Annotated in this window: 21 protein-coding genes and 3 pseudogenes; 11 read left to right on the top strand and 13 right to left on the bottom strand. The window is 58.6% G+C overall.

Annotated features, from left to right (window positions below; genetic code table 11):
* Window positions 1-566: 566 nt before the first annotated feature.
* The 3 genes from QMK33_RS22515 to QMK33_RS22505 all read left to right on the top strand — a co-directional run bounded on the left by QMK33_RS22515 (window position 567) and on the right by QMK33_RS22505 (window position 2,315).
* Window positions 567-899, top strand: coding sequence for an integrase core domain-containing protein (locus QMK33_RS22515; protein WP_283566879.1), 333 nt, complete (start codon window positions 567-569; stop codon window positions 897-899).
* A 286-nt stretch (window positions 900-1,185) separates the two neighbouring features.
* Window positions 1,186-1,476: a transposase gene (locus tag QMK33_RS22510; RefSeq protein WP_283566878.1), complete on the top strand. Its 291-nt coding sequence runs from the start codon at window positions 1,186-1,188 to the stop codon at window positions 1,474-1,476.
* Window positions 1,467-2,315 (top strand): IS3 family transposase, encoded by an 849-nt coding sequence (locus QMK33_RS22505; RefSeq protein WP_283566877.1) that lies wholly within the window; start codon window positions 1,467-1,469, stop codon window positions 2,313-2,315. The genes QMK33_RS22510 and QMK33_RS22505 overlap by 10 nt, the downstream gene beginning before the upstream one ends.
* A gap of 308 nt (window positions 2,316-2,623) precedes the next feature.
* Here the strand turns inward: QMK33_RS22505 and QMK33_RS22500 are convergent, their stop codons facing one another.
* Window positions 2,624-3,115 carry a hypothetical protein gene (locus QMK33_RS22500; protein ID WP_283566876.1) on the bottom strand — a complete coding sequence of 164 codons (492 nt, stop codon included), beginning with the start codon at window positions 3,113-3,115 and terminating at the stop codon, window positions 2,624-2,626.
* 914 nt (window positions 3,116-4,029) lie between these two features.
* Between QMK33_RS22500 and QMK33_RS22495 the strand changes: the two genes are divergently transcribed.
* From QMK33_RS22495 to QMK33_RS22485, 3 genes are all read left to right on the top strand, one after another.
* A complete protein-coding gene (locus QMK33_RS22495; RefSeq protein WP_283566875.1) occupies window positions 4,030-4,305 on the top strand; it encodes a hypothetical protein in 276 nt (91 codons plus the stop codon).
* A 1,808-nt stretch (window positions 4,306-6,113) separates the two neighbouring features.
* A complete protein-coding gene (locus QMK33_RS22490; protein WP_283566874.1) occupies window positions 6,114-6,584 on the top strand; it encodes a hypothetical protein in 471 nt (156 codons plus the stop codon).
* A gap of 261 nt (window positions 6,585-6,845) precedes the next feature.
* The gene (locus QMK33_RS22485; protein ID WP_283566873.1) at window positions 6,846-7,151 is read left to right on the top strand and encodes a recombinase family protein; all 306 of its coding nucleotides are present in this window, start codon (window positions 6,846-6,848) and stop codon (window positions 7,149-7,151) included.
* A gap of 206 nt (window positions 7,152-7,357) precedes the next feature.
* Here the strand turns inward: QMK33_RS22485 and QMK33_RS22480 are convergent, their stop codons facing one another.
* From QMK33_RS22480 to QMK33_RS22440, 10 genes and pseudogenes are all read right to left on the bottom strand, one after another.
* Entirely contained in the window at window positions 7,358-8,962 is a 1,605-nt protein-coding gene (locus QMK33_RS22480; RefSeq protein ID WP_283566872.1) for a DHA2 family efflux MFS transporter permease subunit, read from the bottom strand.
* A gap of 89 nt (window positions 8,963-9,051) precedes the next feature.
* On the bottom strand, window positions 9,052-9,693 hold the full coding sequence (locus tag QMK33_RS22475) for a hypothetical protein (RefSeq protein ID WP_283566871.1): 642 nt from the start codon (window positions 9,691-9,693) through the stop codon (window positions 9,052-9,054).
* A 101-nt stretch (window positions 9,694-9,794) separates the two neighbouring features.
* Window positions 9,795-11,135, bottom strand: coding sequence for an HlyD family secretion protein (locus tag QMK33_RS22470; protein ID WP_283566870.1), 1,341 nt, complete (start codon window positions 11,133-11,135; stop codon window positions 9,795-9,797).
* Window positions 11,136-11,169: 34 nt separating this feature from the next.
* Window positions 11,170-12,906 carry a TolC family protein gene (locus QMK33_RS22465; RefSeq protein ID WP_283566869.1) on the bottom strand — a complete coding sequence of 579 codons (1,737 nt, stop codon included), beginning with the start codon at window positions 12,904-12,906 and terminating at the stop codon, window positions 11,170-11,172.
* Between the two features lie 368 nt (window positions 12,907-13,274).
* Window positions 13,275-13,547: pseudogene (locus QMK33_RS22460) on the bottom strand (Fic family protein); the annotation flags it as partial.
* A 15-nt stretch (window positions 13,548-13,562) separates the two neighbouring features.
* Window positions 13,563-13,775, bottom strand: coding sequence for a hypothetical protein (locus QMK33_RS22455; RefSeq protein WP_283566868.1), 213 nt, complete (start codon window positions 13,773-13,775; stop codon window positions 13,563-13,565).
* A 43-nt stretch (window positions 13,776-13,818) separates the two neighbouring features.
* Window positions 13,819-13,974, bottom strand: a pseudogene (locus QMK33_RS23710) (DUF4172 domain-containing protein); the annotation flags it as partial.
* Between the two features lie 196 nt (window positions 13,975-14,170).
* Complete coding sequence (locus QMK33_RS22450; RefSeq protein WP_283566867.1) at window positions 14,171-14,590, bottom strand: Con-6 family protein; 420 nt, start codon at window positions 14,588-14,590, stop codon at window positions 14,171-14,173.
* 186 nt (window positions 14,591-14,776) lie between these two features.
* Window positions 14,777-15,853, bottom strand: coding sequence for an IS4 family transposase (locus QMK33_RS22445; RefSeq protein WP_283566866.1), 1,077 nt, complete (start codon window positions 15,851-15,853; stop codon window positions 14,777-14,779).
* Between the two features lie 90 nt (window positions 15,854-15,943).
* The gene (locus QMK33_RS22440) at window positions 15,944-17,149 is read right to left on the bottom strand and encodes a glycoside hydrolase 5 family protein (protein ID WP_283566880.1); all 1,206 of its coding nucleotides are present in this window, start codon (window positions 17,147-17,149) and stop codon (window positions 15,944-15,946) included.
* 854 nt (window positions 17,150-18,003) lie between these two features.
* On the opposite strand from QMK33_RS22440, the gene QMK33_RS22435 reads away from it, so the two are divergent.
* Window positions 18,004-19,209: a replication initiation protein gene (locus QMK33_RS22435; RefSeq protein ID WP_283566865.1), complete on the top strand. Its 1,206-nt coding sequence runs from the start codon at window positions 18,004-18,006 to the stop codon at window positions 19,207-19,209.
* Window positions 19,210-19,687: 478 nt separating this feature from the next.
* Here QMK33_RS22435 and QMK33_RS22430 read toward each other — a convergent pair whose 3' ends face one another.
* Both QMK33_RS22430 and QMK33_RS22425 read right to left on the bottom strand, forming a co-directional pair.
* Window positions 19,688-20,338, bottom strand: a complete 651-nt coding sequence (locus QMK33_RS22430) for an AAA family ATPase (protein WP_283566864.1) — start codon at window positions 20,336-20,338, stop codon at window positions 19,688-19,690.
* Between the two features lie 154 nt (window positions 20,339-20,492).
* Window positions 20,493-21,404, bottom strand: a complete 912-nt coding sequence (locus QMK33_RS22425) for an ABC transporter substrate-binding protein (RefSeq protein WP_283566863.1) — start codon at window positions 21,402-21,404, stop codon at window positions 20,493-20,495.
* Between the two features lie 339 nt (window positions 21,405-21,743).
* On the opposite strand from QMK33_RS22425, the pseudogene QMK33_RS22420 reads away from it, so the two are divergent.
* The 4 genes and pseudogenes from QMK33_RS22420 to QMK33_RS22405 all read left to right on the top strand — a co-directional run bounded on the left by QMK33_RS22420 (window position 21,744) and on the right by QMK33_RS22405 (window position 24,575).
* Window positions 21,744-22,577: pseudogene (locus tag QMK33_RS22420) on the top strand (IS982 family transposase).
* 288 nt (window positions 22,578-22,865) lie between these two features.
* Complete coding sequence (locus tag QMK33_RS22415) at window positions 22,866-23,285, top strand: hypothetical protein (RefSeq protein WP_283566861.1); 420 nt, start codon at window positions 22,866-22,868, stop codon at window positions 23,283-23,285.
* A gap of 52 nt (window positions 23,286-23,337) precedes the next feature.
* Entirely contained in the window at window positions 23,338-23,718 is a 381-nt protein-coding gene (locus tag QMK33_RS22410) for a hypothetical protein (RefSeq protein WP_283566860.1), read from the top strand.
* Window positions 23,719-23,888: 170 nt separating this feature from the next.
* A complete protein-coding gene (locus QMK33_RS22405; protein WP_283566859.1) occupies window positions 23,889-24,575 on the top strand; it encodes a carboxypeptidase-like regulatory domain-containing protein in 687 nt (228 codons plus the stop codon).
* Window positions 24,576-24,616 lie beyond the last annotated feature (41 nt).

The raw sequence follows: 24,616 nt of genomic DNA, 5'->3' as shown, positions 1-24,616 counted from the left end.
CTGCACTTTGCTGGATAAGGCGCCGAGTTGCCGGCGTTGTTGTGGCGCAGCCGTGTGGTAGTTTTCCCATAAGTTGGCCTGAAAGCTACGACGCAAAATCCCTCCCCCATCCTCCGGGACCATACAGTTAGTAACTGGACAAAGGATTACGGTAAGGCGCGAAACTGGGAAAACCAGCCTTCTACTTCACGGGCGAGCAGCTCGGTTGGAACGAGGCAGTCAGCCAGTCGTGGCCGGTCGCTTTAGCGGTGACGAACGAGTCGCTCAGTGTACCGGAAAGCTAAAAAAAGGGTTTAATGGGTACTTTGATTGCCACTATGGGTTTCGGGTACCAGGTTTTAGCGGGCTGACAGTCCCAAAAAGGCAAGCAGTAGTTGGTACCCGAAATCCCTCCTTTTCGTGCTCCCTGCCTAGTGCGCAACGCGAGGCAATTTGAAAGGCGGGCAGCTCTTTTTACAAAGGCAAACAGCAGAGGTAGGTAACTGAGTCTTATTCAAAAGATACTGTCAGTCAAGTCATTACCTGCTTAGCGTAATTCTTTGTCCAGTTACTAACGCAACCCCGTAGTGGCCCTGCTCACGACGCTGGTTGGTCGCCACGGCCCACCCGCCCGGATTCGAGTAGACAATGGGCCCGAACTCATCAGCCAGGTCTTGCAGACCTGGTGCCAGGACCAGCACATCGAGCTGCACTGGATTCCGCCTGCCAGTCCAACCCAAAACGCCTATATTGAACGCTTTAACGGCTCGTTTCGCCGCGAGCTGCTCAACGCCTACCTCTTCACCAGCCTGCGGCAGGTGCGCGAACAGTGCCAGAGCTGGCAGTATGATTATAATCACCTGCGGCCCCATGAGGCCCTTAACTTCTTAACCCCCATCGAGTTTCGTCAAGCTGCCTGACCTCTACTTTTGACTGGCTCACTTACAGGGGGAGTCTACACGCCTGGCTAACCAACAACCGAAGATTAGCCAGGTGTTACGAGCGAAAAGTGGCTAACGAAAAATCCTTTATTTTGCTATGTAACATTAGAAGAATTGTTGTGAAATGCTAACTTAAACAGCTTCTAAGAAGTACAAAGCAAGTTGTTAATTATGGAGAGTAAAGCTTTGCGCCAATACCTAGCGTATTGGGATTGTAGTACTCCCCAAAAACTGGACAGAAAAAGCGGGCTAGCTTAGCCCGATTATGACTCCCAAACGCACCCGCCGTCGCTACACGGCCGAGTTCAAAGCCGAAGTGGCCCTGGCCGCCCTCACCGAGCGCCAGCCGCTGGCCGAGTTGGCCGCCCACTACCAACTGGCTACCACCCAAATCACGCGCTGGAAGCTTCACTTGCGCCAGCAGGCCGCGCAAGTCTTTGCCGATGCGCCGGCGGCCCCGGCCCTATTGCCCGACGTAGAGCCTTTGTATGCCGCTATTGGCCGGCTGCAAATGGAAAACGCGCTGCTAAAAAAAACGTTGGGTCCATGTCAGTAGCCCAGCAACGCGCCCTGGTCACGCAAGCTGATCCGGCCAGTTCGGTGCAGGCCCGCTGCCAGGCCCTGGGTCTCTCGCGCAGCAGTTTCTACTACCAGCCCGGCGGGGAGAGTGCCTACAACCTGGAGTTGATGCGCCTGCTGGACGAGGAGTTTACGCAGCATAATTTTAAGGGCGTGCTCGGCTTACGCGACCATTTGCGCCTGGTCGGACACGTCGTCAATGAAAAGCGCGTGCGCCGCCTGGTGCGCCTGATGGGCCACGAGCCGGTCTACCCCAAGCCGCGCTTATGTATTACTGGTCAGGGCGTTACGCCCTATCCCTACCTGTTGCGGGACCGCCCGGCCACGGCCCCCAACGAGGTCTGGAGCACGGATATCACCTGCGTGCCCATGGCCAAAGGCTTTCTCTACCTGGCCGCCGTACTCGATTGGCACTCGCGCTACGTGCTGAGCTGGCAGCTCCCTAACTCGCTCGACGTGGGCTTTTGCCTGCAAGCCCTGGCCGCCGCCTTGCGCGTGGCCCCGGCCCCGCATATTTTCAACTCCGACCAGGGCAGCCAGTTTACGAGCCTGGCTTACGAGCAGGCCTTGCTGGCTGCCGGCTGCCGCATCAGCCGCGATGGGCGGGGCCGCGCCACCGACAACGCCTTCATCGAGCGCCTCTGGCGTACGCTCAAATGGGAGCACATTTACCTTAACCCCGCCGATGACGGCCACCACCTCCATCACCAATTGCAGGCGTACTTTGCCTACTACAATCACCGCCGTCCCCACCAAAGTCTGAATGGCCAAACCCCAGCCCAGGTCTTCGCTCAACCTTCTTTTACCAAAGTATAACCATATTACTTAACAAGCCCCGCTAAACTGTCCAGTTTTTGGGGAGTAGTACAGTAGGCCTACTTGGGGGCTACTTCGTGCCTACGCTAGTAGGCAGCCACGATTGGCGCGTATCCCCTTGATTACCAGTGCACAGTAGGCCCCTAGTAGCTACCCGGCAGCACGGGGGATGCGAATGGTGTGGGGGATACTGCCGAACGCCATCCAGGAGGTTGCGGGAAGCGGTCAGCAGCTACAGCGGGCTAGTAAACCGGCGGGGGGCTGCTCTTTGCGCATCGTCGCTCCTGCTGGGTAAGCTACCAGCCGAGTTACCCCAGGGTGGTCGGACACGGGACGACTTCGAAGAGGGGCTGGCCCACCAATACGGGCTCCACCGCGAGGCCCTGGTGGCGCATTATGGTGCGCATGGCTGAGGACACGGGCCGCTGCTGGGCCAGCTGGGCTAAGTCAGCCGGCGAGGTAAGTAGGCGCCACTCGCCCGACGAGAGCTGCCAGAGCACATAGGGCATCCCGTCTTCCGCATACAGGTGGAGCGTATGCCCGTGATGGGTCGTGGGCACGAGCCAGCGGCGGCCCCGCCAGGCCGGATCCTCTACCCAGCCCGGCGTGCCCGCAGCGGCCAACAGGTCGGCGGGCGGCCAGGTAGGAAAGGGCTGGTGGCGGGGCGGGGCCGGTTTGGCGGGCCCCGTGAAGAGGTGCGCCAACAAGGCGGTGAGGGCATTGCCCACGACGGTCCCGACGGCCACCGTCCCCACACTTTGCGGGCTCAGGGCCACGTTCACGGCGGGGGCTATGGGCAAGCGGCGAGCCGGACGGCAGCACGGCCAGACTGGTACTCGTCGCGTGGGCGGGCTTACGCGCGCGCCAGGCCCGGGTACTGCAGGCACTGCTACAGTGGAGGTGGCCTTTACGGGCGGTCAGAAAAACCGTGGGGCACTGGGCGCAGGTGCGTGGGTGAGGGACTTGCTTGCGGTGAGCCATGCAGGTGAAAGCAGAAAGCAGGGCCAAATGTAATCACGGGTGATCACACGTGACGCCAAACTATTAACGCCCGCCTCTAATCAAGTTGCTAACAGCCCCACCAACCTGAAGCTGACCGGTTCCGAAAAGTGTGCCTTTCGGAGCCACCAACTCACCGACTAGCGCTACTTTTTACGTTCTAGGAAGGACCGTTCACAGAATGTAAAAGGGGTTAGCGACTTATCTAAACCACCGTGGCTGTTGCAGAACTCGCCGCTGGTCCTCAAAAAGTTATTTGCAGCGTTCGCCGCTGCCCAAAAGCGTCAATTTCCAAGCATTTCGAGCCTCTTGGTACCCGCTCGGGCCGCTTTAGCGGAGTTCTGCAACAGCCACCACCGTTTCTCTAAACCTGACTCCCTGAGGTAAAGGATGGCCTATCTTTCCGGTGATGCCACGCTTTCTATTTATTCTGATGGTCGGCCTGATAACCGTACCTGCTTGGGGCCAAATGCCCCTGGCAACGCGGCGTGCCCAGGTGCGCGACAGCTTGCAGCGGGCATTTGAGCAAGAACCCCCGGTCATTCGAGTATCGTACTCCCACAATTGGCAACGCGGGCTCGAGTCCATACCCGTAGCTCTGTTCGTTACGCACCGGGGGCGCCCGGTTGCGGTGCGTGCCGTCGCAGGCCAAGGGTTCTTGCTGCCCCCAGGGGCCGGGGATTCGCTGGCGTTAGGCGTAGGTGTTAATGGGCATGTGCAGTGGTTCGACCCGGTACCGGCCCGCTACTTTGCCTACGGGGCTACTGTCACGTTTGGCTATGTCGACCGCACCCACCTGAAAAAACCGGCACGTACCGACGAGGACGGGTGGAAAATGGACGAGGAAGTGCGGGTAGTACGCGAGCCGTTGGAGCGACAACACTGGCGACGGGCCAAAGGACTGCTAGGGGTGCGATACCAAATTATTTACCCCAGGGTATACGGCGACGGCATGGTTATCACCACCAACGTGCCTGTGTTCCGAAAATAACGCTCCTTTCAGTGAACACCTAGCAGCTGCTTGGCACCTGGGGGCCAGCTGGCCCCAATGGGGCAGGGTGAGTTTAAGAAACTCGTCTACGATTCAACGTTTACGAAATGAACGAAGGGGATGAGTTTCGTAAACTCCCAAACTGGTGCCTAGTCCCCGGCAAAGTACCACGCCGGCAGTAAGCCGCGCCGGTAGCCCAAACCCACACTGATTCCAAGAGTGGGTTTATAACACTTGTTATGTTATTCGACTTTTCTAAGGAAGCGAAGGGGAAAAATAGCACTTCTCTACTGCCCCTAAAATCCTGTTTGTCCAAGCTCGGGAAAGCACCTGGCTTCGAGTTTACGAAACTCGTCCCCGCAGCGCGTTTCGTAAACCTTGAATCGTAAACGGGTTTCTTAGACTCGCCCTGCCCTAGTGGGGCCAGCTGGCCACCAGGTGTCGGGCTGATTCCTGCCGTTCAGGGAAAGGAGCGTTATTTCACACAGAAAAAGGATTTGCACGCAAAGTGCTAGCGTAATCCTGAATGAGTGCAACTTAAGCCGATTCTTACCATGCCGGTATCGCTGTCTTCACTTGCCCGAAAATGGGGTTTCGATTCCGCACAGCCGGGGCCGGACTCTTTTGGTTACTGGAGTATGGATGATGTTGGGCCCATGGAGTTAACGGGCTTGCGCACAACACCCGAGTTATCGCCTCCCCCCTTTTGGTTGGATGAAACCAGCACCCAAACCCTCTTGCGGCCGAATACCCACGCCGACGCGGTTCAGCAGTCCCACCACACACCTTTTTACTTCGAAGTGGTTTCGGTTTCCGCTCACCGCTTGCAACTAGCACTGTGGGTGTGGTATGCGCCTGCCAGCAAGCATAGGCATACCATAACTATTGCGTGGGTTCCGCTCAACGCTGTTTAACGAAAAAATGCCACAGCAACAGGACGAAAATGAATATCTGAGGGAAAAGGATACGTCCACAAAAACAATGGTTTCTGGGCTTGTCACATTTCTTAAACGAAGGCCCAAAAAGAGTGACAGGGAGTAAAAAGACATTTTATAGACGAGCCTTTAACTAATGTCTCAGGCTGGTAGAGTTATTTGTTGAAGGAGCCTTTAAGAAATGTTATAAGTTTGACTATAGTCGTTCCTTGTAGGAATGTTGGTAAACGTTATAAAGCTAAGAGTCTATAACAATAGTTGATGCCACGTCTTAGCGGCCATCACAAGCCTTCCTGCTAGCTACTTTCGATTTAGGAGGCTTCTTTTAGAAAGTTTATGCGGTACTGGCGTCTTGGCTACCAACAGCTACGGTTACTCAACGCTTCTGCCATTGGCCAGTGGGGCTGGCTGGGGTTGGGGCTACTGCTAGTGCTTCTCTGGCCTGCTACGACGAGTGCACAGGGAATACTAGACGATGTAAACCAGGTATTTAACCAGCGCCTGGAAACTACCTTCCGCTACCAGGAGGCGGTACTACCTGCCAGCGTAGGGAGGGCGAAACGCTATCTCCAATTAGGCAAGCGGCGTTACCTGCTCGAATCTTTGGTGGCGAACGGCCAGGCAGTAACCAAAGAAAATTACTGGCTGCAAGTATGGGGCAAAGACACGGTGCAACTTAGTAAGTCCCGACAGGAGCTGTCGACCGGCATACCGTACCGGAAAGGATTATTGCGGCAGGCGTTGTTTCACAATTCTTCATCCCCCCTGCTAGTGGATTCTCCATCCCCCCTGCTAGGTGATAGCGGTTGTGTGTCAATAGCTCAAGAGTTTAGTCCGGTAGCGGTGTTGGCGCTGCGGCCCGTTACGGCAAGCATGAGGCAAACCGTTTACATAATCAACCAGCTGCCCGCGTTCGGGGGCGATACGCTGGCCTGCTACACGCTGACGCGCGCGCAAACGGGCGACTCGGGGGCGGTGGTACTGAGCGAGCGCGCCACGCAGACTAACCGGCAGTGGCACCACAATGCCCAGGTTACCTGCGTGTGGGAGGCCGACCTGACCAAGCGGGAGGTAACCGCCACCCGCTTCTTTGAGGGGAGTCCGGGCAGCAGCCACTGGGTACGGACGTACGCGACGGCGGCCCTGACCGACTTTACGGAAACCCACTATACTTCTTGGCCTGCGGGCCATGCCATCCAGCGGACGGTATACATCTACCGCCGGCAGTTTCGGCGGCTGAGCGCGCAGCGGTCGCGGGATACTTACACCGTGCTCGGCAATGCGCTAGGTAAAGAAGGCCCTGCTCCACCCACCTTCACTATCACTTCTACCTATCAGCACTAACCGGGAGCATGCTAGGAGTTGCTTGTAAAATGTCTTTCTGCATGAGGTAGCGTAATTTTCCACCTTTTTCCGCTCCGTTGTAATAAATCCCTACCACTCGGTATGTCACTGCCTGGCCGAGGGGGGTATCAGAAAGGTGCACCTTCCTGAACCCACCCCTCTCCTACCCCCTTCCGAAGCAAAAAGGCCCATCTTAGCGGGTCAAGAAGTGGGTTCTGAAAGTTTTTGGCTTGTATGTTTGTGACCCATACTTTCAGAGCCATGCAACATACTTTCGGCTACGCTCGCGTTTCCGCCACTGACCAAAACCTCGCTACGCAAATTGAAGACCTAACGCGGGCCGGCTGCACCCGCATCTTCCAGGAGAAAGTATCGGGCACCCGCACGCGCAGCCTGGCGCTCGATGAGCTGCTGGCGGCCGTGCGCGAGGGCGACGTGGTGGTGAATCGGCTGGCCCGGTTGGGGCGCACCACGGTGCATACAATTCAGCTGGTGGAGGAGTTTAAGCGGCAGGCCAAAAAATCGGGCGTAGGCCACCCGCTGACCGGGGCAGCCAGTAGTGCCTAGAGGCCTACCAACCGGCTCAGGCCCGGCTATTAGTCCAACAGGCCGTTCACCCCTGCAACATAAGAGCAAAAAACTTGTTGCTGATGAACTTGGCTCCTAACCAAGTTCATCAGCAGGCGAAAGGCCCCGCCGGAAAATCCGAACGGGGCCCTTGCCTTTTTCTTGTCAACCCTTCCCTTAGCCGGACCAGCTAACCGCCAACGTGCTTAGGCTGCCGCGCCGCCGCCTTCGCCCTCGCCGGGCTTGTTGGCTTTCATCAGAAAGACCAGGCCGATGGCCAGGAGGCACACAATGGTAAGCAGGTAAAAGACATCGTCGTAGGCGATGGTGGTGGCTTGCTGAACAACGCTGCGGTAAATGGCCCCCTGGGCCTGCTGGGTGGCATCTACTGAGCTGCTGTTGACGTGGCCGAACACGCCGCCGGCAATCTGGCGCAGGCCGTTGGCGTAGGTGGGGTTGGTGAAGGTGAGATGGTCAACGAGGCGGCTCTGGTGGAACTGCGCGCGCCGGGCGATAACCGTCTCAATGGCCGCGATGCCAAAGCTGCCGCCCAGGGTTTGAAAGAGGTTGATGAAGGTGGCCGCCTGGTTGGTTTTAGACTTGGCCAGCCCCACGTAGGCGGCCACGTTGATGGGCACAAACAGGAAGCCCAGGCCGATGCTCTGGTACACCCGCGACTTCGCCACGGTCGTAAAATCAATGTTGATGGAGAGGATGTGGGCGTAGTAGTAGCAAGACCCCGCGCTGACCAGCAGCCCGAACATGATTAGCCAGCGGGCCTGCACCTTACCCGTGAGCCAGCCCACGATGGGCATCAGGAAAATGAGCGCTACGCCGCCCGGCGTGATGGCTAGCCCACTATCTACGGCCCGGTAGCCGAGAAACGTTTGCAAAAACTGCGGTAGCTGCGTAGTGGTGCCGTAGAGCAGGGCCCCCACCACAAACATGACCGCGATGGAGGCGGAAAACGTCCGGTTGCGAAATAGACTCAGGTCGATGAGCGGGTTCTTGGTGCGCAGCTCCCACACCACGCCGGCCACCAGCAGCACGGCGGCGAGAATGGCCAGGTAGAGAATGGTGCTGGAGCTGAACCAGTCGAAGCGCTCGCCGCGGCTCAGCACGTATTGCAGGGCGCTGAGGCCCACGCCCAGCAGGCCCAGCCCAATGTAGTCGATGCTGAGGCCCTTGGCCCAGGCGGCGGCTTTTTCCTTGATTAACTCCGGCGGGTCTTTCACCAGGGCCTGCACCAGAAAGGCCGTGAGCAGGGCCACCGGCACGTTCACAAAGAAGACCCAGTGCCAGCTGTAATTATCTACCAGCCAGCCACAAAGCAGCGGCCCCACCGTGGGGGCTACTACCGTGGCCACGCCGTAGAGCGCAAACGCCTGCCCGCGCTGCTGGGCCGGGAAGGCATCTTTGAGAATGGCCTGCCCGATGGGCGGAATAATGCCCCCACAAACCCCCTGCAAAGCCCTCATGGCGAGCAACATACCCAGCGAGGACGAGAGCCCGCACAGCAGCGACGACACCCCGTAGGCTATCAGGGCGATGGTGAACAGCCGGGAGCGGCCCACCACCGTGGCCAGGTAGCCGGCCGTGGGCAGCGTTACGGCCTTGGCTACCAGCAGGATAGTGATAACCCAGGTTGAATCGTCCTGCGATGCGCCCAGGTTGCCGCCGATATATTGCAGCGCCACCGACACGCTGGAATTGTCCAGCACGTCCATGAACGTGCCCAGCGCCACCGTGAGGGCAATGGCCCACTTCAGGTTGCCGGCTCCGGCCGCCGACGGGGATAGGGCTTGCGGCATAGTTGAGAAGAAATGCTAAAACAGTGCTAATAAATTGATAATCTGTACGCTACCAGCCAGCCCACCCTTACCAGGTACTTAACCCCCGGTTAAGCAGTCTTGTGCAGTTGGGTGCGGGCCAGGCCGATGGCTTCCTGGTAGTGGTGCACGAAGTCGCGCAGGATTTCCTCACGCGTTACGTCCTCAATGCGGCGGTCGGCTTGCCAGGTGCTGAGAACTTCCAGGGTTTTGGTGCGGGTTGGCTCCGCGTCCTGCTGTTTGGCATCGTCGCCGCCCTGGTCCTCACCGCCTTCGTCGTCGCCGGCCCCTTCCTCGTCGGGCTGGTCGGTCCCTTTCCCGGCGGGCTTCGGGGCTGGGTCGGCGGGCTTTTTTTCGGGCTGGCCCTGCTCCTGGGTTATGGCCTCGGCCAGCTTGTTTTCCTCAAACCAGCAGTGGACGTAGGGTGTCACGGCCTCAATGCGCACCTCGGCCACCAAGGCGTACTGAAACTCGACCTTGCCCGACAGCTGCCGGATGATGAGGAAGACGCGCTCCGGGTCGAGGCCGGTTTCGCAGGTGCGGGCGTGGGCCCGCAGGGCCTCGGCGGCGGCTTCCAGGGCGGGCAGGGCCACGTCGTGGTGGAAGGTGGCCTGCCGGCTCAGGTTATCAGTAAAGGCGCGGTTCTCGCGGTCGAGCGTGGCAAACAGGTCGTTGAGGTCGGCCTGCCAGTTGCCGGAAGCGGATAGGTCCATTTTTCTTAGCTGGTAGCTTTTGACGTTGGTTGGAGGAGAATTGCTGGTGCTCTCAAAAAGCTATCAGTCTAAAAGCTTTTAGCTAAAATCTTGATAGTAATCTACTTATTATCCGGGCTTACCTTGCGGCGGGCGGGCGATTCGGTGACGCGGGGCAGGGCTTCGCGGTGGGCGGCATCCACGTCCTGCTGGGTGGGGGTCACGGTGATGGCCACCTCCGGCGTTACTGACATGCCGGGGGCCAGCAGGTGCAGGTCGGGTTGGCCGTCGAACACGATTTTGACCGGCAGGCGCTGCACCACTTTTACGTAGTTGCCGGTGGCGTTTTCGGCCGGCAGCAGGCTGAAGCGCGACCCGGTGCCGCGCTGGAAGCTCTCGACCCGCCCCGCAAACTGCTCGCCCGGATAGGTATCCACCACCAGCTGCACCGGCTGGCCCACGCGCATGTGCGTCAGCTGCGTTTCTTTAAAATTGGCCGTTACCCACAGCTGGCCGTAGGTGATGAGCAGCAGTTGCTGGCCCACCGACACGGTCTGGCCCTCGTCCACGGCCTTGCCCGTGATGCGGCCGGCCTCGGAGGCGTAGAGCTTGGTGTAGGAAAGTTGCAGTTGGGCGGCGTCGGCCTGGGCCTGAGCCTGCTTAATCTGCGCATCGTTGACGCTGATTTGTTCCGTCGCCTGCTGGTAGTCGTTGCGGGCCTGGTTCACCACGGCCTCCGCCTGAATGGCCTGGGCCTCCGTGGTTTGGGTGCGGCGGTGGGCCGCGTCGGCCTGGGCGGCGGCGGCGCGGGCGGTGGTGAGGGCCTGGTCGTAGCGCTGGCGCGATACGGCGTCGGTTTTATAGAGCTCGGCGTAGCGCTGCTCGTCGCGGGCCGCGTTGGCGGCTTGGGCCTGGGCGGCCCGCTCCTCGGCAGCGGCCTGGCCCTGAGTGGCCTCGGCGGCGGCGGCCTGGGCGCGCTGCTGGGTGATGACGCTGGCCCGCGAGCGGATGGCCTGCTGGGCGGTGCTGCGCTGGGCGCGGGCGCTCGTCACGGCCGCTTCGGCCTGGGTTAGCTGGGCCTGGTAGTCGCGCGGGTCTAGCTCCAGCAGCAACTGGCCGGCTTTTACCTGTTGATTATCTTGCACATACACTTTGCTTACCTGGCCGGCCGTGCGCGGGCTCACCCGCACGGCGTGTCCCTCCACAAAGGCATCGTCGGTGGTTTCGTGGTCGCTGGCGTAGCGGTAATAGCGAACGCCCCAGATGATTAAGCCTACCAGCAGCAGCAGCGCCCCAATCAAAAACCAGGTGCGCCGGTAAATAGGCTTTTTGTTGGCCACGGCCGGGTCGTCCTTGGCCTGGGGCACGGTGCGCCGGCCGGGGCGCTGGTCGGGCGCATCGGAGGGGGCGGCGACCTGCCGCCGCGCCGGGCTGGCGGCGGGAGATGTGGGGTTATCGGCCATTAGAAGTTGATTGCTGCGTAGCAGTGGTGAAAATTTACAAGCGAAAAGACTGGGCCGTGCCGGTGGCGGCGGCAAAATTGAGGCGGGCCGCGCCGTACTGGGCCAGGGCCTGCACGCGCAGGGCGCGGGCATTGGCCAGGCCGGCCTGGGCTTGCAACACTTCGAGGTTATCGGCCACGCCGGCCCGGAAGCGCTGGGTGGCCAGGGCCAGCTCGCGGTCGGCGAGGCCGAGCTGCTCGTCGGCTGACTGCACCTGGGCCACGGCTAAGTTCCAGGCTACCAGAGCCTGGCGCACGTCTTGCTCCACCTGGCCGCGGGTGTTGCCGAGCTGCAACTCGGCCTGGCGCTGCTCGCTGAGGGCGGCCTTCACCCGCCCGCCAATGTAGCCGCCGTCGAAAATCGGCACGCTCATCGTCACGCCAAACGTGCGGGTGGCGCGGTCCTTATTAAACGGCGTCACGGCCGACTGCCCATAGTCGGCGGCAGCCGAGACGATGGGCACGCGCGCCGCGCCCCGGCTGCGGCGGTCCAGGATGCGCTGCTCGATGGTTTGCTCCGCCACGCGGGCATCGAGGCGGGCGGCCTGGGCGGCGGGCAGGGCGGCAGCTACGGTCGGCACGGCTTCCGGGCGGGTGGCCAGCGTATCGGTGAGCACCGTGGCGCTGCCCTGGGGCAGGCCCACGGCGCGCTCCAGGTCGAGGCGGTCCTGCACGGCGCTGGCCTCGGCCTGCACCACCCGCAGGCGCTGCTGCGCCACCCTGGATTCGGCCCGCACCACGTCAATGCCGTTGGCCACGCCCACTTCGCGCTGCCGGCGGGCCAGTTGCAGCAGGGCTTCGGCCAGCCCGAAGTCGGCGCGGGCGGCCCGCACGTCGAGGCTGCCGCGCTGGGCCGTGAGGTAGGCCAGGGCCACGAACGTGGCTACCTGCTCGCGGGCCAGCCCGGCGGTGAGGTCGGCCACCTGCACGGCGGCCTGGGTACTCTTGTACTGGCGCAGCGCCGACAGGTTGAGCAGCGCCTGCGAGAAGTTGAGCCGGGCATCAAACGAATAAAACGGCCCCACGAAGGAGGGAATGGTGGGGGCCGCCCCGCCCCCACCGGGGGGCATGCCACCGCCCATATCTTGGCCGCCGCTGGGCACCAGGCCCTGCGCCACCAGGTTAAGGGTGCGGTTTTGCTGGTACGCCGTGCCAAACAGGTTGGGCAGCAAAAACGAACGAATTTGCTGGCGCAGGGCCCGCGCCTCCACGGCGCGCTCGTCGGCCAGCAGGGTCGTCAGGTTGTTCTGAATGCCAATCGTAATCGCTCCGGGTAGGCTCAAGGTGGCCGGGGCCACGGCCAGCGTGCGGGCCGCACCAGTGGCCTGGCCCGCGCCCAGCATGCCGCCCGCGCGCGGTGCGCCGCCAAACTGCACCGGCGGGGTAGTGGTGCCACTGGGTTCGCCCACCGTGCCGGTGCCGCCTAGCGCTGGCGCGCTCCCCCCCGGGCTGCCCCCGGTGCCCGCCTGCCCGCCCGGTACCGGGCTGGGCGGCCCGGCCGGCCGTTGCGGCGGCGGCATGCTCTGCTGAATTTGCTGCTGGCGTTGCTGCAACTCCTGCTGCTGCTGCTGGCCCACGGGTGGCCCCCCAATGCCGCCCGGCGGGCCGCCCTGGGTGCCGGGCCGCGTGGCGGGGGTGGTTTGCGCCGCCGCGCCCAGCGTGGTGGCCAGCAACCCTAACCCTACGGCGACCCAGCAGCTGGCGCGACTCCATGAGGTATACCTTATCTGCATAATTTCCTGAGTCAAGCCTGTAGTAGCCTATTGAACGCAAAAACTCTGAAAGCGACTGGCCGCCTGGCCGCGTAGTTTGCCAGGCCAAGTGAAGAACGGATGAAGTTGATTAATAATAACTTGCGTGCCCTGGCCGCCTGGGCCGCCGCCGCCACTTTCGTGCCCGTCGCTGCCTCATCGGGCGCAAACGCCGGGTAGGATGGTTTGGCCGTAATGCTGTTCTGGTCCAGCGCCCGTGTGAGGAGGCCGCGGGCGCGGGCCTCCTGGCTAGTGCCGGCTTTTGGGGAGAAACAGGTTGGCAGGCGGCTACCTGGGTCCGTATGCACAGAAACCACACCATCCAGGCAGTGATATCGAGGTCCCCCCTTTTAAGCGGCCTCCAACTGGGCATAGTAGGCGTTGTGCCCCAGCTGCATTTGGGCCAAAAGACTGTAAAAGCGTTGGGCCAAGGTATCGGCGCAGGCCAGCTGTAGCTCCATCAAGGTATGGGCCACGCGGCCGTTACCATCCTCGAAAAGGTGAATGGTGACAAACAAGAGGTACATAACGCCGGCCTTGAGCACCGCATCGAGTAGTGCGTCCGTATTGAACCGGGGGAAAAACCGCGTCATTTTGGCGGCCACGTGTTCCGCGGCGGGGGCCGTAAAGTGTACTTGCTACCGCTCCGGCGTACCCGACACCACCTGCAGCGGTCCTTTGGCACCCGTGCGCCAAGCGCCGACCCGGATGCGCAGCAGGCTGCTACGGCCGGTCAGAAACAGCGCGGCCTGCCAACTGCCCAACCGCTGCGCGGTAAGGGGCTGGGCAAAGCCCTGGGTATCTTCCAGCAGCATGTCTACCACACCCTCCACGCGGCGCTCGGCCGGCACGGGGCTGCCACTTCGAGGCCCAGGCGGCGCGCGCGGAGCGGACTTGCTCGCTGGGCAAGAACTCCCCCTCGACTTCGCTGGATTTGAGGGCTTCGCGGGCGAGGGTTTGCAGCAGGGCCTCGGCCTGTAGCGAAAAGTCCAGCGCCTTTATGTGGCCCAGCACGCGCCCTCGTTGCTGGCGCACCACACCCAACAGCGGTTCTAAACGCTCGTGCTACCACATGAACGCCGGCCAAGTGGGCTGCTGGTAAATGTGCACTTTAATCTCCGCAAAATATGCGGCGAATAAAGGACTTATTTACCGCAAGCCTCATTTGTCACCTTTGCCGAGGTTTGTTTATGAAAGGTGACAAGCCCAGGAGAAGACTTCTTTCCGCGCTCCCAGCACCTCTTACCTATTTATCAGCGAGGTAATCTTGCGCCCGCTCTTTGGCTTCCTCAGAAGCTCTCGGATGCGCGAGCACTGCCTGATACAGGCTCTTCATGGCGTGCCCTGCCACCAGAGTGTAGCCGGAGTTGGCCATTCTGTGGACCATGGTCACGGTGAGATCGGTGGGGTGGCGTTGCAAGGACTGAACTAGTTCCGTCTCATAGTTGGGGTAGGATTCTATGCCATGGAGCACGCCCCACAAGACGCCGGCACTCTCATCCTCGGGGAAGCGCTCTAGCAAGCGAAAAAGGGGCACTAAGGCTTCGGCCGGGCCTTCGTCTTCGGTCCACAACTCTTGTACTAACTCATGCAATGTGAACCAGTTACCATCCGCAGTGGGTTGAAATTTCTTGATGTCCTGCAGGATAACGGAGGTAGGACGCATAAAAAGGGCGGAGAAGTAAGTGGCTGTGATGGTGGAGAACTGTGCCGGCTACACCCCAAATAAAAGCCAAAACCTTCCAGCGCGCGGCCGAGAACGGAAGTTATGTCAACGAATATCCTCTTTTATTAATACTTAGGGCCTGAGAAAGCTCAAGAGGCCGGTGTTACAGCTAAGGCTACGTCCACTCTACCCTACTATTTTAGGGAGTTGATAATAAGTAAGTTGCCGAATAAACCAGTCTAGCAGGGCCATAATTTTACGGGCTACCGGCTCTTGTGGCCGGGCGTGGGGCCGCGTGAGCTGGCGTAAGATATTGAGCCCGTGGCGGCTCAGGCTCGTGGCCCGGTAGCCATGTTTTTTGCGGGGGATAGGCTTACTTTTTTCGTGGGCTATCGTGCCCACGCTTAGGCACAGCGCGTAAGCCAAGCTGACCAGGGCCACGAGCTTGCGCAGCTTCTGGTGGCAGCGTAAGTGGGTGGCTTCCAGGTTGAAGCCGCGCCCTTTTAGATTCTGAAAGCACTGCTCAATCGTCCAGCGGCTGGCATAAAGGGCGGCCAGATTACGCAGGCCGGGCGCGGCGAAGAGAAACAGAAACTCCGTATCGGCCAGCCGCTTGACCCACACCTGTCCCCACACCCCGGCCACCTGACAGTGCAGAAAGTGGCGCTGCTGCCCCACGGCCAACCCGAGGGCCGTTACGGCCTGGCGCCGACCACTGGGGAAGGTGAGCTGGTGGTGCTTGGGCAGGCGCAGGAGAAAAGGCAACTTATTTTCCCGCAGCCAGTGGAGCCAGACGTGGCCCACAAATTCGCGGTCGCCTACCACCAGCCCGATGCGGTCACGGCCCAGCACCTGCACACAGGTTTTGAGCAGGTCGATGCGGTCGGCCGCGCTGGAGTTGCCACTGCGATTGTCGAGTAGCTCCCAGTAGAGCGGCACTTGAAAGTCGCCCCGGCCCACGGTTACGAGCAGGAGGTTGACCTGGCAGCGGCCGAAGTCCCATTCGGTGCGGTCCAGGCACAAGCGCAGCTTACCCGTGGCGGGCAACAGGCGCAGCAGCAAGTGGGCCAGCACCAGATAATTGAGGTTCGCTTCCCGAAAGAAATCCTGGATGCGCGTCTCATTCGAGGCCGCTTTCACCGCGTCATTCAGGTGCTGAGCCACCTCGCAGAACTGCACGTTGCGGCTTTTGAGCAGGGCGATAACAAACTGGCTGACAAACTTTTGCCGCGACAAATGCGGTACCAGTGGGACGCGACGCAAAAGCGTCGTAATTTTGGCAATGAGGCCTTGCTTCACGGGGCAGAACGGTCTTTTTGGTGTAGGAACCCCAAAGGTCGGACTGCCCCGTTTTTAGGCCCTAAAGTTTAGTAGGGTAGAGTGGGCTACGTCTACTTCCAGCAATCGAACAAGTACTGTCAATTGCTGCTTATCCGCTTGCACTACTAATTGGTCACGTATCCGGCCGGTCTTAGTATCCCAGATACATACGTGGTAGGGCCCTGGCTGTAGGCCAGGCAGCCAAAACTGCACGGTAAGTGCTGCCATTGCCCGCTGGTTACCTGAGCGTGTAATCAGGGCATCGGGACGTACAAGCCAGACTATGGCCTGGTGGGCATCCCCACAGGCTACGCAGCTGACAGCCGTAGTGGAGAGGCGAACCTGCTTCGTCAGGTTGTGCCGCTGAAACTGCGCCCAACTCAGAAGTTTCACAAAGCCTGCCAGACTCTGTTGAGCCGCGCGCATACCGTGCGTAAGCACGTGCGGGTCGCGGTAAGGCCAGCGCAAGCCCCCTCCTACCCCACCAGCGGCTAAGTGAGCCCACTGCATGCAACGGAAGTATTCATCGTCAAACGCCTCGGGTAGCTGCCGACCGCTTTTGAACGTGTCAAGGGGCCCGTGCTCGCTATCAAAGAATGGCCGGTTAGCGGGCAGTTGCACGAGTATCTGGCGCACGAGTTCAGCAGTCTGCAATGCGGGGTCTAGTGCGTTTTGAGGCCGGCTGATAGTAGTGGCATCGTAAAAATGCGAGGTAGCAAAGTCCAGGTCAGGATGGCGAAACACGAGGTCGCCTAATTCTGGATGGGCTTTTAAGATGGGTCCAAATACGGAAACGGTTTGCAAGTGCGCCCGCCCAAAGCAGCGGGTTTCCACCGTGCGCAGATGCTGGCTCACGTCCTGAATAAACTCGGCCAAGCCAGTGGCGTGATGGGTTGCTTTGGCCGGCGGCAGCTCGTTCCACAGGTCCCAGGCAAAGAGAACGCCCGTACCACCCCAGCGTTCGGCGGCGAAGGAGAGGCGGTTTTTAATCGCAGCCCGCATCTGCGGACAGCGTAACCACTGTGCGCGCGTGGTACCTGGTCCCCCCTGTGCCTGCTGGTAAGGATGGTGCCGCCAACGCCGCCCCATCCAGTAGGTGTCGAAGGGTGTGAGCAGCACGCGCAGGCCATATTTTGCACAAAGTGCGAATAGGTCGTCCCACAGACGCACCATATGGGGCTGAAACCGGCCTACGGGCCGCTCTAAGCAACGATACTCCGTTTGGCAGTACTCCAGCATCAAACGCAGGCAAGTAACGCCGTGAGCGGCAAGCCAAGCCAAGTGCCCCTCAACTCCCGCCAGGTCACGGCGCTGGAACAATCCCGCTAGGTCAGGCCATGTGATAGCATCGTTTTGACCAATAGGCGTCCACGGTTGGCCACTCTCTGTTAGAAAGTAAGGCGCTGAAGGCGCAACGGTAATCCAAGGCAGCGCAGGTACTTCACTCATTGAAAAAGGCTGCTAGCAAAGCTAATTAGCAGCAAAAATTAGCGCGGCTATAAATCATCATAATCAATTGCTACTCAATAAAATAATAGAGCATATTTTAGTATAAACTGCTTTTTTTATCGTTCTTAATACTAAAGCATACCCTGTCTTTTTACCTGCATAAGTTACCCTTTGTTAGCTATCGTCACAGCCAGAATAGGTACTACTCGCCCCCTTTTTGTAGTCGTATCACCCCCTTTTTGTAGTCGCATTGAGTAGCAATCCATTAGAAAAACCGTCTCCAATGCATTGAAACGCTGTTTTTTCTAAAAATGCGACTACAAAAAGGGGGTGGCCCGCCCCCCCAGTGATAAGCTACTCAATGCGTTGTGCCTTTCCCCAGTTTCTTAAATTTAAAGACTACTAAAATAAACTAGCTGTTTATTTTCTTTATAAACTTACTAGTTTACGGGGGTCATAACGCTTTGACTTACAATTTGTTACAAGGGCATACGACTACAAAAAGGGGGTGACACGACTACAAAAAGGGGGTGACACGACTACAAAAAGGGGGTGACACGACTACAAAAAGGGGGTGAAGTGGGGATAATGCGACTACAAAAAGGGGGTGACACGACTACAAAAATAATATCTTGTAGTCGCATGTGTTTTTTGTAAATATCTTTGACCATTCCTACCAGCAGTCAAGCTTTACTTTGGATACTATCCCGACACCCGCTGTCAATCCGCTGGTTGTGCAGCACAATGCGCTGGTCAACGCCAAGTTTGACTTGAATACGCATGAAGCCCGCCTGTTTCTTGGGCTGCTAGCGCGGCTACAACGCACCGATACTGCCTTTAGCAAGTGCCAACTGCTGGTGCGTGAGATTGTGCCTAACACGGGCAGCAACAACGTGTATGACCAAGTACGGCGGATGTTAAAAGACTTTGCCAGCCGTACCCTTACTATCGAAAAACTTAGCTCTGATGGCCGCCCACTGAAGAAGCCCAGTTTTACGGTTATTCCCCTCCTTGCTTACGCAACTTACCTAGAGGGGGAGGGCATGATTGAGGCCCAGTTTAATGACCTCCTGCTCCCCTATCTGCTAGAATTACGTGATAATTTCACCAAGGCCCAACTCACCGAGTTACTGAAGCTAAAGAGTGCCAACTCCTACCGCATCTACTGGTTGCTGCGCGAGTATGCTGCTTTCGGAAAGCGAACCATCCGGCTGGATGAGTTAAAAGCTATTTTGGGGCTAGACCAGGAGTACGACCGGTTTAACAACTTCCGTGCGCGGATACTCGACAGAGCGCAGGCCGAACTAGCGGCTACCGACCTGCCCTTCACCTATGAAGCTATTAAGCAGGGGCGGGAAGTAACAGAGATAAAGTTTTCATTCAAGCCAGTTACAGCGAACCAGACCGTCGCGGCTCCAGGTAGCAATCATAGTGAATGGGAAGCAGCAGTGTTAGCATCCGGAGTATCCGCTACTAGTCTGCCGCTCATTCAAGCTCGCCTGACTGCTGGTGACTATGACCTGGGCTATGTGCGCTATGTCTTAGATACCGTGAAAGGTCAGGTTCAGATAGGAAAGATTAAAAAGGAGGGTGGCGCAGTATTCAAAGCACTGACTGATGGTTACCTGCTACCAGACTACCAGCAAAAGCTAACTGCTCCCGTTAGCAAAAAGAAACCTAATCTTTCTGCAAATCCTCAGCGCAAAAAGCTTCTTAGTGAGCTTGAAGACGCCCGTAATAGCCTTCGCTTTATTCAAACTGCTGTTATTTATAATGATGACACTAGAGCAGTAGCGACTGCTGAAGTTCAAGCAAAAATCGACCAACTTGAGAAGCAAATAGCTGCCTAGCATTACAGGCAGATACTTGATTATGAGAAAATAAGGAGCAATACCAAGCAAGCAATGAGCACCCACTTTTACACCTGTAAAAAGGTGCAAAAGTGGGTGCTCATTGCTTGTAATAACAGGTTATGAATCACACCTAGTTTTAGGTGTCAAATCGCACCTATTTTATACTTCTTTTGCTCTCGCTCTAATTTCTCCGAAATTGCTTCTAATAGCCAATCCTGAGTAGATATGCCGAGCTTAGGGCTAGTTGGTTTTCGGGGCCGCTTAGCTCGTACCTCGTCAATACTTTCCAAAGTGCTTGCCGTGATTTTGATGTTAAAATTTTTGAGTTGAATCACATCTGGAGGACTCGATGCTACTGACGAGCTTCCTCGGTTAATGATAGCGTCGATTTTCTTTTCGTCTAGCTTAGTGCGATTAGCAGACTCTAGTGAGCTAGCCGCAGGTTTACGAGGTGGGGGTGAGACAGCCATATTGTTTACTTGCTAGCATGAGTAATGTGTTGGAACAACGCGTCCAGTTCTGCTATGGCCTTCTCATCATGAGGCAGTGATTCAAAAACTGACAGCCCTTTACTGGCAGCTGTTGCAAATGCTTTGCGGTTGACTACCGGAAAATCTACGTAATTCAATTCTGCATTCTCACGTAGGACTTCTGTAGCTTCACCATTGTCCTGGCCGCGAGTATCTGCTTTATTCAGAAAAGAATAAATCTTCAGCGGCGTGAGACGTCCTGGTTGCACCTCATTCAGTAAAGCCAGGACCTTAGACAAAGTCCAGATTTCATAGCTTCTGGGAGCAAAGGGCAGTAAATACACATCAGACACAAATAGAGCTGCTCGTTGACTTGCCGTATCCCGTCCACCGGTATCAATTACAATGTGGTCGTACTTAGGGCGAAGCTGCTCAATTTGACGGCGCACGGCCCCCCCGGTCAACTGTACCAATGTGTAGCCCAACTCACCCTTGTGAGTTTCGTCACGCCAGGCTGTAAAGTCGGAAGCGGACTCTTGTTCATCAGCATCAACCAGAAGCACATCTGCTCCCTGCTTTGAAAGCCAGACGGCTAGATTTGTCGAAATGGTTGTTTTGCCAGTACCTCCCTTAATGCCACCTACAGTGAAAATCATGGTGTTGCGTTGTGAGTTTGGGTGCAAATTTAGGTGTAAAAGTCATACTAAAAACACACCTAGTAGCAGGTGCTTTAAAGCACCTGCTACTAGGTGTGTTTTTAGTATGACTCTTCTAAAAAAAGGTCGTTTTTTGGAGGGAAATCGGCGGTCCTTACAGGTTCACGAATAACTTTTCGGGGTCGGTGTAGGTCGTCGGAACGAGCAGGCCTTGCGCCACCAGCCATTGCACGAAGGCTTGCCACTTGCCCAGTTGCATGCAGCCCCACTCGCCGGATTCGGTCAGGAAGTGCGGTTGAAGGAGCGTAAGCGACGCGCCAATGAACGCCGTATCGGCGAAGGCAGCTAATCCCGTCTGGGCCAGCAGCTGCGTGGCGGCCCCCACGTCTGCCGCCGCCAACTGATAGCCTCTGCCGGTGACGTGCAGAAACTTAGTCAGGCTCTCCTTTTTTCGGGCGAGTAGCTCATTCGTGCTGACTAGTACGGGCGTGTAGCCATAAGGAATGCTGTAATCGCCCAGCGCAAACGTGCGCAGGGCCACGCCTGCCAGGTGCGCCTGGGCCCCTTCCCAGCCTTGAAAAATCCAGGTCGCGGCGACCTGGCCCGTGAGCAAGCTATCCCAGATGGTGAGTTTGGGCGGATAGGCCAGCCGCAGCGTTCCTTGGCCCCCATCATTTCTAATCAACTGCTGCACGATGCGGTCTTCGAAGCGGGCCTGATATGAGGCGTAGACCTGGCCGTCAAGGTGGGCGGGCCGCTCAATGCCACTGGCCGCCAGCACGGCAATGGCGCTGGTATCGTCTTGGAGCAGGGCCGCCACCGCCGTGACCTCCACAGGCGTCGTAGCCGTGCGGTAGCTGAGCACCGTCTCGGAGCTGGCCACGGCTAGGTCGGCTTCCCCGGCCAGCAACCGGCGGGCGGGGGTAGTGGCGTAGGCCTCACTTTCTGGGGAGAGCAGGACGACATCAAGGCCCGCCGCGGCATAGAGGCCTTGCTGCTGGGCCAGGAACAGGCCAGCGTGATTAGTATTAGGGGTCCAGTCGAGGGCAATGGTAAGTTTCTCCATGGAGAAGGCGGGTAGCGCGGGGCTTGAGGTCGGCGCGAAAATAGGCGGGCAAAAGTAGGGTTGTCCCGGCGAGTCGCTCGCCCGTCTTAGGTAGGGCCGGTGCCGGGTCGGCGGGCCTATTCACGCAGGCTATCGCCACTCCACTAACAAAACCCACTTCTTGACCCACTAAAAAGCGCCCTTCAGGAGGGTTATCTAGGGTAGGGGAGGGGACATCCGAAAGGTGCCCCTTCTTAACCTAGCTAACCCAAGTTGCGGGGTAGCGCGCGGTCATAAAAAAGTCTGTTCGGCGTAAACAGGCTAGGTTTGGGTATCTGACCCCCCAAATCCCTGCCGACCATGCGCGAACAGACCGTTGCCATGTCCTGCGTACTTGATGATTTAATCCGCTTTACGCGCCCCGCCGGCACGCCACCCCGGCTTCGGGTTGGCGCTTGACCGATGCCCAGATGCTAACCACGGCCCTGGTGGCCGCCCGCTTTGTTGGGGGCAACCTGGTAGTCGCCAAGCACTATATGGCGCAGCATTGGGGGCAGAATCCACTGGACAAGAGCGGCTTCACCCGGCGCTTGCACGCCCTCACCGATACGCTCCGCTCCCTGTTCGCCACGTTGGGCAACGTGCTCAAACACCTGCACACCGAGGCCCGCTACGTACTGGACTCGTTTCCAGTGGCCGTGTGTCCTAACACGCGCATCCCGCGCTGTAAGCTGCTGAGGGGCAAGGCTTATCACGGCTGCTGCGCCAGTAAGAGCAGCTGGTTCTATGGCCTCCAGGTGCAGGTGGTGGCCACCAGCGACGGTATTCCGGTCGAGTTCTATATTCATGCGGGCGCCGAGTCGGAGCAAACCGGTCAACGCGGCTTGCCGCTGGACCTGCCTAAGGGCAGCGTACTCTACACGGATGCCGGCTATACGGACTACGCAGCGGAAGACCTCTTCAACGCGGCCAGCGGCAGCCAGCAGCAGACGGCGCGCCGCAAAAACAGCAAGCGCCCGTATCATCCGGCGCAAACCTTTCTGCTCCAGTACTTCCGCTAAGGGTATCGAAACCTGCTTTAGTCAACTCACCGCGCGCTTTCCCAAGCAGATTCACGCCGTCACGGCCGCCGGCTTTGCGCTAAAAATCGCCCTCTTCATTTTTGCCCACACTTTAAACCAAGTCGGCCTATAGCCCGCAACTTGACCTAAGTATTGTCCTCAACTGTCCACCATATCCCAACCACCGCCGCTGCCAAATGCGACTTTGGGACCAACCTCTTACCCAAGGCCAGCTTGCTAGGGCTACCCCGGTAGCGGGAATTCTTTCAGCTAGTAAAGCGGGGAGTTAGGCGATTTAAAGAACTCGTTCACTGGATTAAGTCAACTTTTGCTTAAAGAAATCTCATTAAATCCTAAACACGCGATACCTTTAAGGCGTACTAGCGCTCCTAACCTGTTCTAGCATCCGGCATTACGCGCTATGGCCCTCTCCTTTCTCCGTCGTTTTCAGGCCCTGGCCACCCCGGTCGGTACGGAGGCCCAGCGAAACGAGGCGGCGGCCACTATAAAAGCCGTGTGCCAGACACTACCGGAGTTGCTGGCCGTAGCCGTGATTGACATTGAAACTGGCAAAGCCTTGGCCGCGCACAGCAACGTGCCGGGCATGCTCCCAGCCAAGGCCGCGCCTTACAATGCCGAAGTAGTGCGCCAAAAACGTCAGGCCTTGCGGGCGCTGTCGCTGCCCGACGAACGCATTGAGGATATTCTCATCACCATGCGCGAACAATCCCATTTACTGTGCATTAGCCAGGATGACCAACGGTTGCTGTTCCTGGCCGTGAACACCCAAGACACGAACATGGCGCTGGCCCGCAGTGTGCTCCGGATGCACTTCGAATAGGCGCTTCTTTAGGTTTCTCTTTTTCTTTTACCCTCCCCCTTTTTTCTCCCTTATGGCGTACTCTACTAGTAATGCGGCCGGCCAAGCCGTTCAGAATATCATTGACCAGCTGCCCCAGCTCGTAGCCATTGCCGTCGTCGATGTGCAGTCGGGCATGGCGTTGGCCTCGCACTCCAATTCCCCCACTTTCAACCCCGAAACGGCGGCAGCCTACAATACGGAGGTGGTCAAGCAGAAGCAGAAGGCCATGACTGCCCTCAAGTTACAGGGCGAAATCATTGACGATATTCTCATCACGCTCACTAACCAGCTGCACCTCATCAACCTGATTGATAACGGCAAAAAGTTTGTGTACCTGGTCGTGAACTCCCGCGATACTAACCTGGCAATCGCCCGCGACGTGGTACGCCAGCAAATGGACCTGCTGAAATAAGTGCCGGGCCGCAGCTCTCCCAAGTCGGGCGCAGGAAGGGGCTGGCAAAGCGCACGTTGAGGCGGGTCTGCCTTAGACGCCTACGAGCAGGCGTTGCCACCAGGGCGTATTTTCATAGTAGTCTGGTAATTATATAGTTTACTTCTTCTCTCATACTAAAAACCTGCCGCATGAAGCTTACCTCTTCCCCCTTTAACCCAACTACGGGCGAGCTGCTGCCCGTGTACCGCGATGCCTACCTGCGGGGCGATTTGTCGCGCCAGCACAACCAGGCCGTCGACGCTTACCTACAAGCCCACCGGGCGCTGGCCGACGATACGCTGTACCGCTTTCACTACCTGCGCCAGCAAGGCGAGGCCGTGCGGCCCGTGGGCTGGATGCAGCGCCAGATGGACCTGATTCGGGTGCAGCCGCAGCGGTTTCGCCAGCGGGCGGCGGCCCTGGTAGCCGTGGCCGTATGCATGGCCGGGGCCTCGATGGCGGCCACCCATTTCTCGGGGGCGACGCCTACATCCGTTACCGCCAGCGCGGCTGGGGCGCCGAGCCTGGGCGAAGCGGCGGCCAGCGCCACGGCCCTGATAACGGTGCGCGGCCGCGTACTGGACGAAAACGGCCGCCCCCTGATTGGGGCCACCGTCCTGAATAAGCAGACGGGCAGCGGGGTAGCTACCGATGCCAATGGGGCGTATGCCTTTCAGCTGCCCGCCACCCAGGCGGCCAGCAACCTGCAGGTAGCCTACGGCGGTTACATAGAAGACGAAATCAAAGCCAGCAGCTCCACGGTGGAGCGCGTTACGCTGGTGCCCCGCGCCGATGCCGGCCGCACGAAGCACCGCCGTCATTGGTTGTTCTTTTAGCTGGCCGCCGGCTTGAAAGTAGCAGGAAGCGCGCGCAGGGG

Source organism: Hymenobacter sp. H14-R3 (assembly GCF_030063445.1).
In the GTDB taxonomy this organism is placed as follows: domain Bacteria; phylum Bacteroidota; class Bacteroidia; order Cytophagales; family Hymenobacteraceae; genus Hymenobacter.
Note: the sequence above shows the minus strand (reverse complement) of the source record. Positions and strands in the feature narration are given on the sequence as shown.

Excerpts from the sequence above, each read along its gene's own strand:
- QMK33_RS22490 (WP_283566874.1), top strand. The coding sequence starts at position 6,114 with ATGAGGCAAACCGTTTACATAATCAACCAGCTGCCCGCGTTCGGGGGC.
- QMK33_RS22425 (WP_283566863.1), bottom strand. The coding sequence starts at position 21,404 with ATGGAGAAACTTACCATTGCCCTCGACTGGACCCCTAATACTAATCAC.
- QMK33_RS22415 (WP_283566861.1), top strand. The coding sequence starts at position 22,866 with ATGGCCCTCTCCTTTCTCCGTCGTTTTCAGGCCCTGGCCACCCCGGTC.
- QMK33_RS22480 (WP_283566872.1), bottom strand. The coding sequence starts at position 8,962 with ATGCCGCAAGCCCTATCCCCGTCGGCGGCCGGAGCCGGCAACCTGAAG.
- QMK33_RS22430 (WP_283566864.1), bottom strand. The coding sequence starts at position 20,338 with ATGATTTTCACTGTAGGTGGCATTAAGGGAGGTACTGGCAAAACAACC.
- QMK33_RS22465 (WP_283566869.1), bottom strand. The coding sequence starts at position 12,906 with ATGCAGATAAGGTATACCTCATGGAGTCGCGCCAGCTGCTGGGTCGCC.
- QMK33_RS22440 (WP_283566880.1), bottom strand. The coding sequence starts at position 17,149 with ATGCTGGAGTACTGCCAAACGGAGTATCGTTGCTTAGAGCGGCCCGTA.
- QMK33_RS22505 (WP_283566877.1), top strand. The coding sequence starts at position 1,467 with ATGTCAGTAGCCCAGCAACGCGCCCTGGTCACGCAAGCTGATCCGGCC.
- QMK33_RS22450 (WP_283566867.1), bottom strand. The coding sequence starts at position 14,590 with ATGCGTCCTACCTCCGTTATCCTGCAGGACATCAAGAAATTTCAACCC.
- QMK33_RS22475 (WP_283566871.1), bottom strand. The coding sequence starts at position 9,693 with ATGGACCTATCCGCTTCCGGCAACTGGCAGGCCGACCTCAACGACCTG.
- QMK33_RS22510 (WP_283566878.1), top strand. The coding sequence starts at position 1,186 with ATGACTCCCAAACGCACCCGCCGTCGCTACACGGCCGAGTTCAAAGCC.
- QMK33_RS22485 (WP_283566873.1), top strand. The coding sequence starts at position 6,846 with ATGCAACATACTTTCGGCTACGCTCGCGTTTCCGCCACTGACCAAAAC.
- QMK33_RS22410 (WP_283566860.1), top strand. The coding sequence starts at position 23,338 with ATGGCGTACTCTACTAGTAATGCGGCCGGCCAAGCCGTTCAGAATATC.
- QMK33_RS22405 (WP_283566859.1), top strand. The coding sequence starts at position 23,889 with ATGAAGCTTACCTCTTCCCCCTTTAACCCAACTACGGGCGAGCTGCTG.
- QMK33_RS22470 (WP_283566870.1), bottom strand. The coding sequence starts at position 11,135 with ATGGCCGATAACCCCACATCTCCCGCCGCCAGCCCGGCGCGGCGGCAG.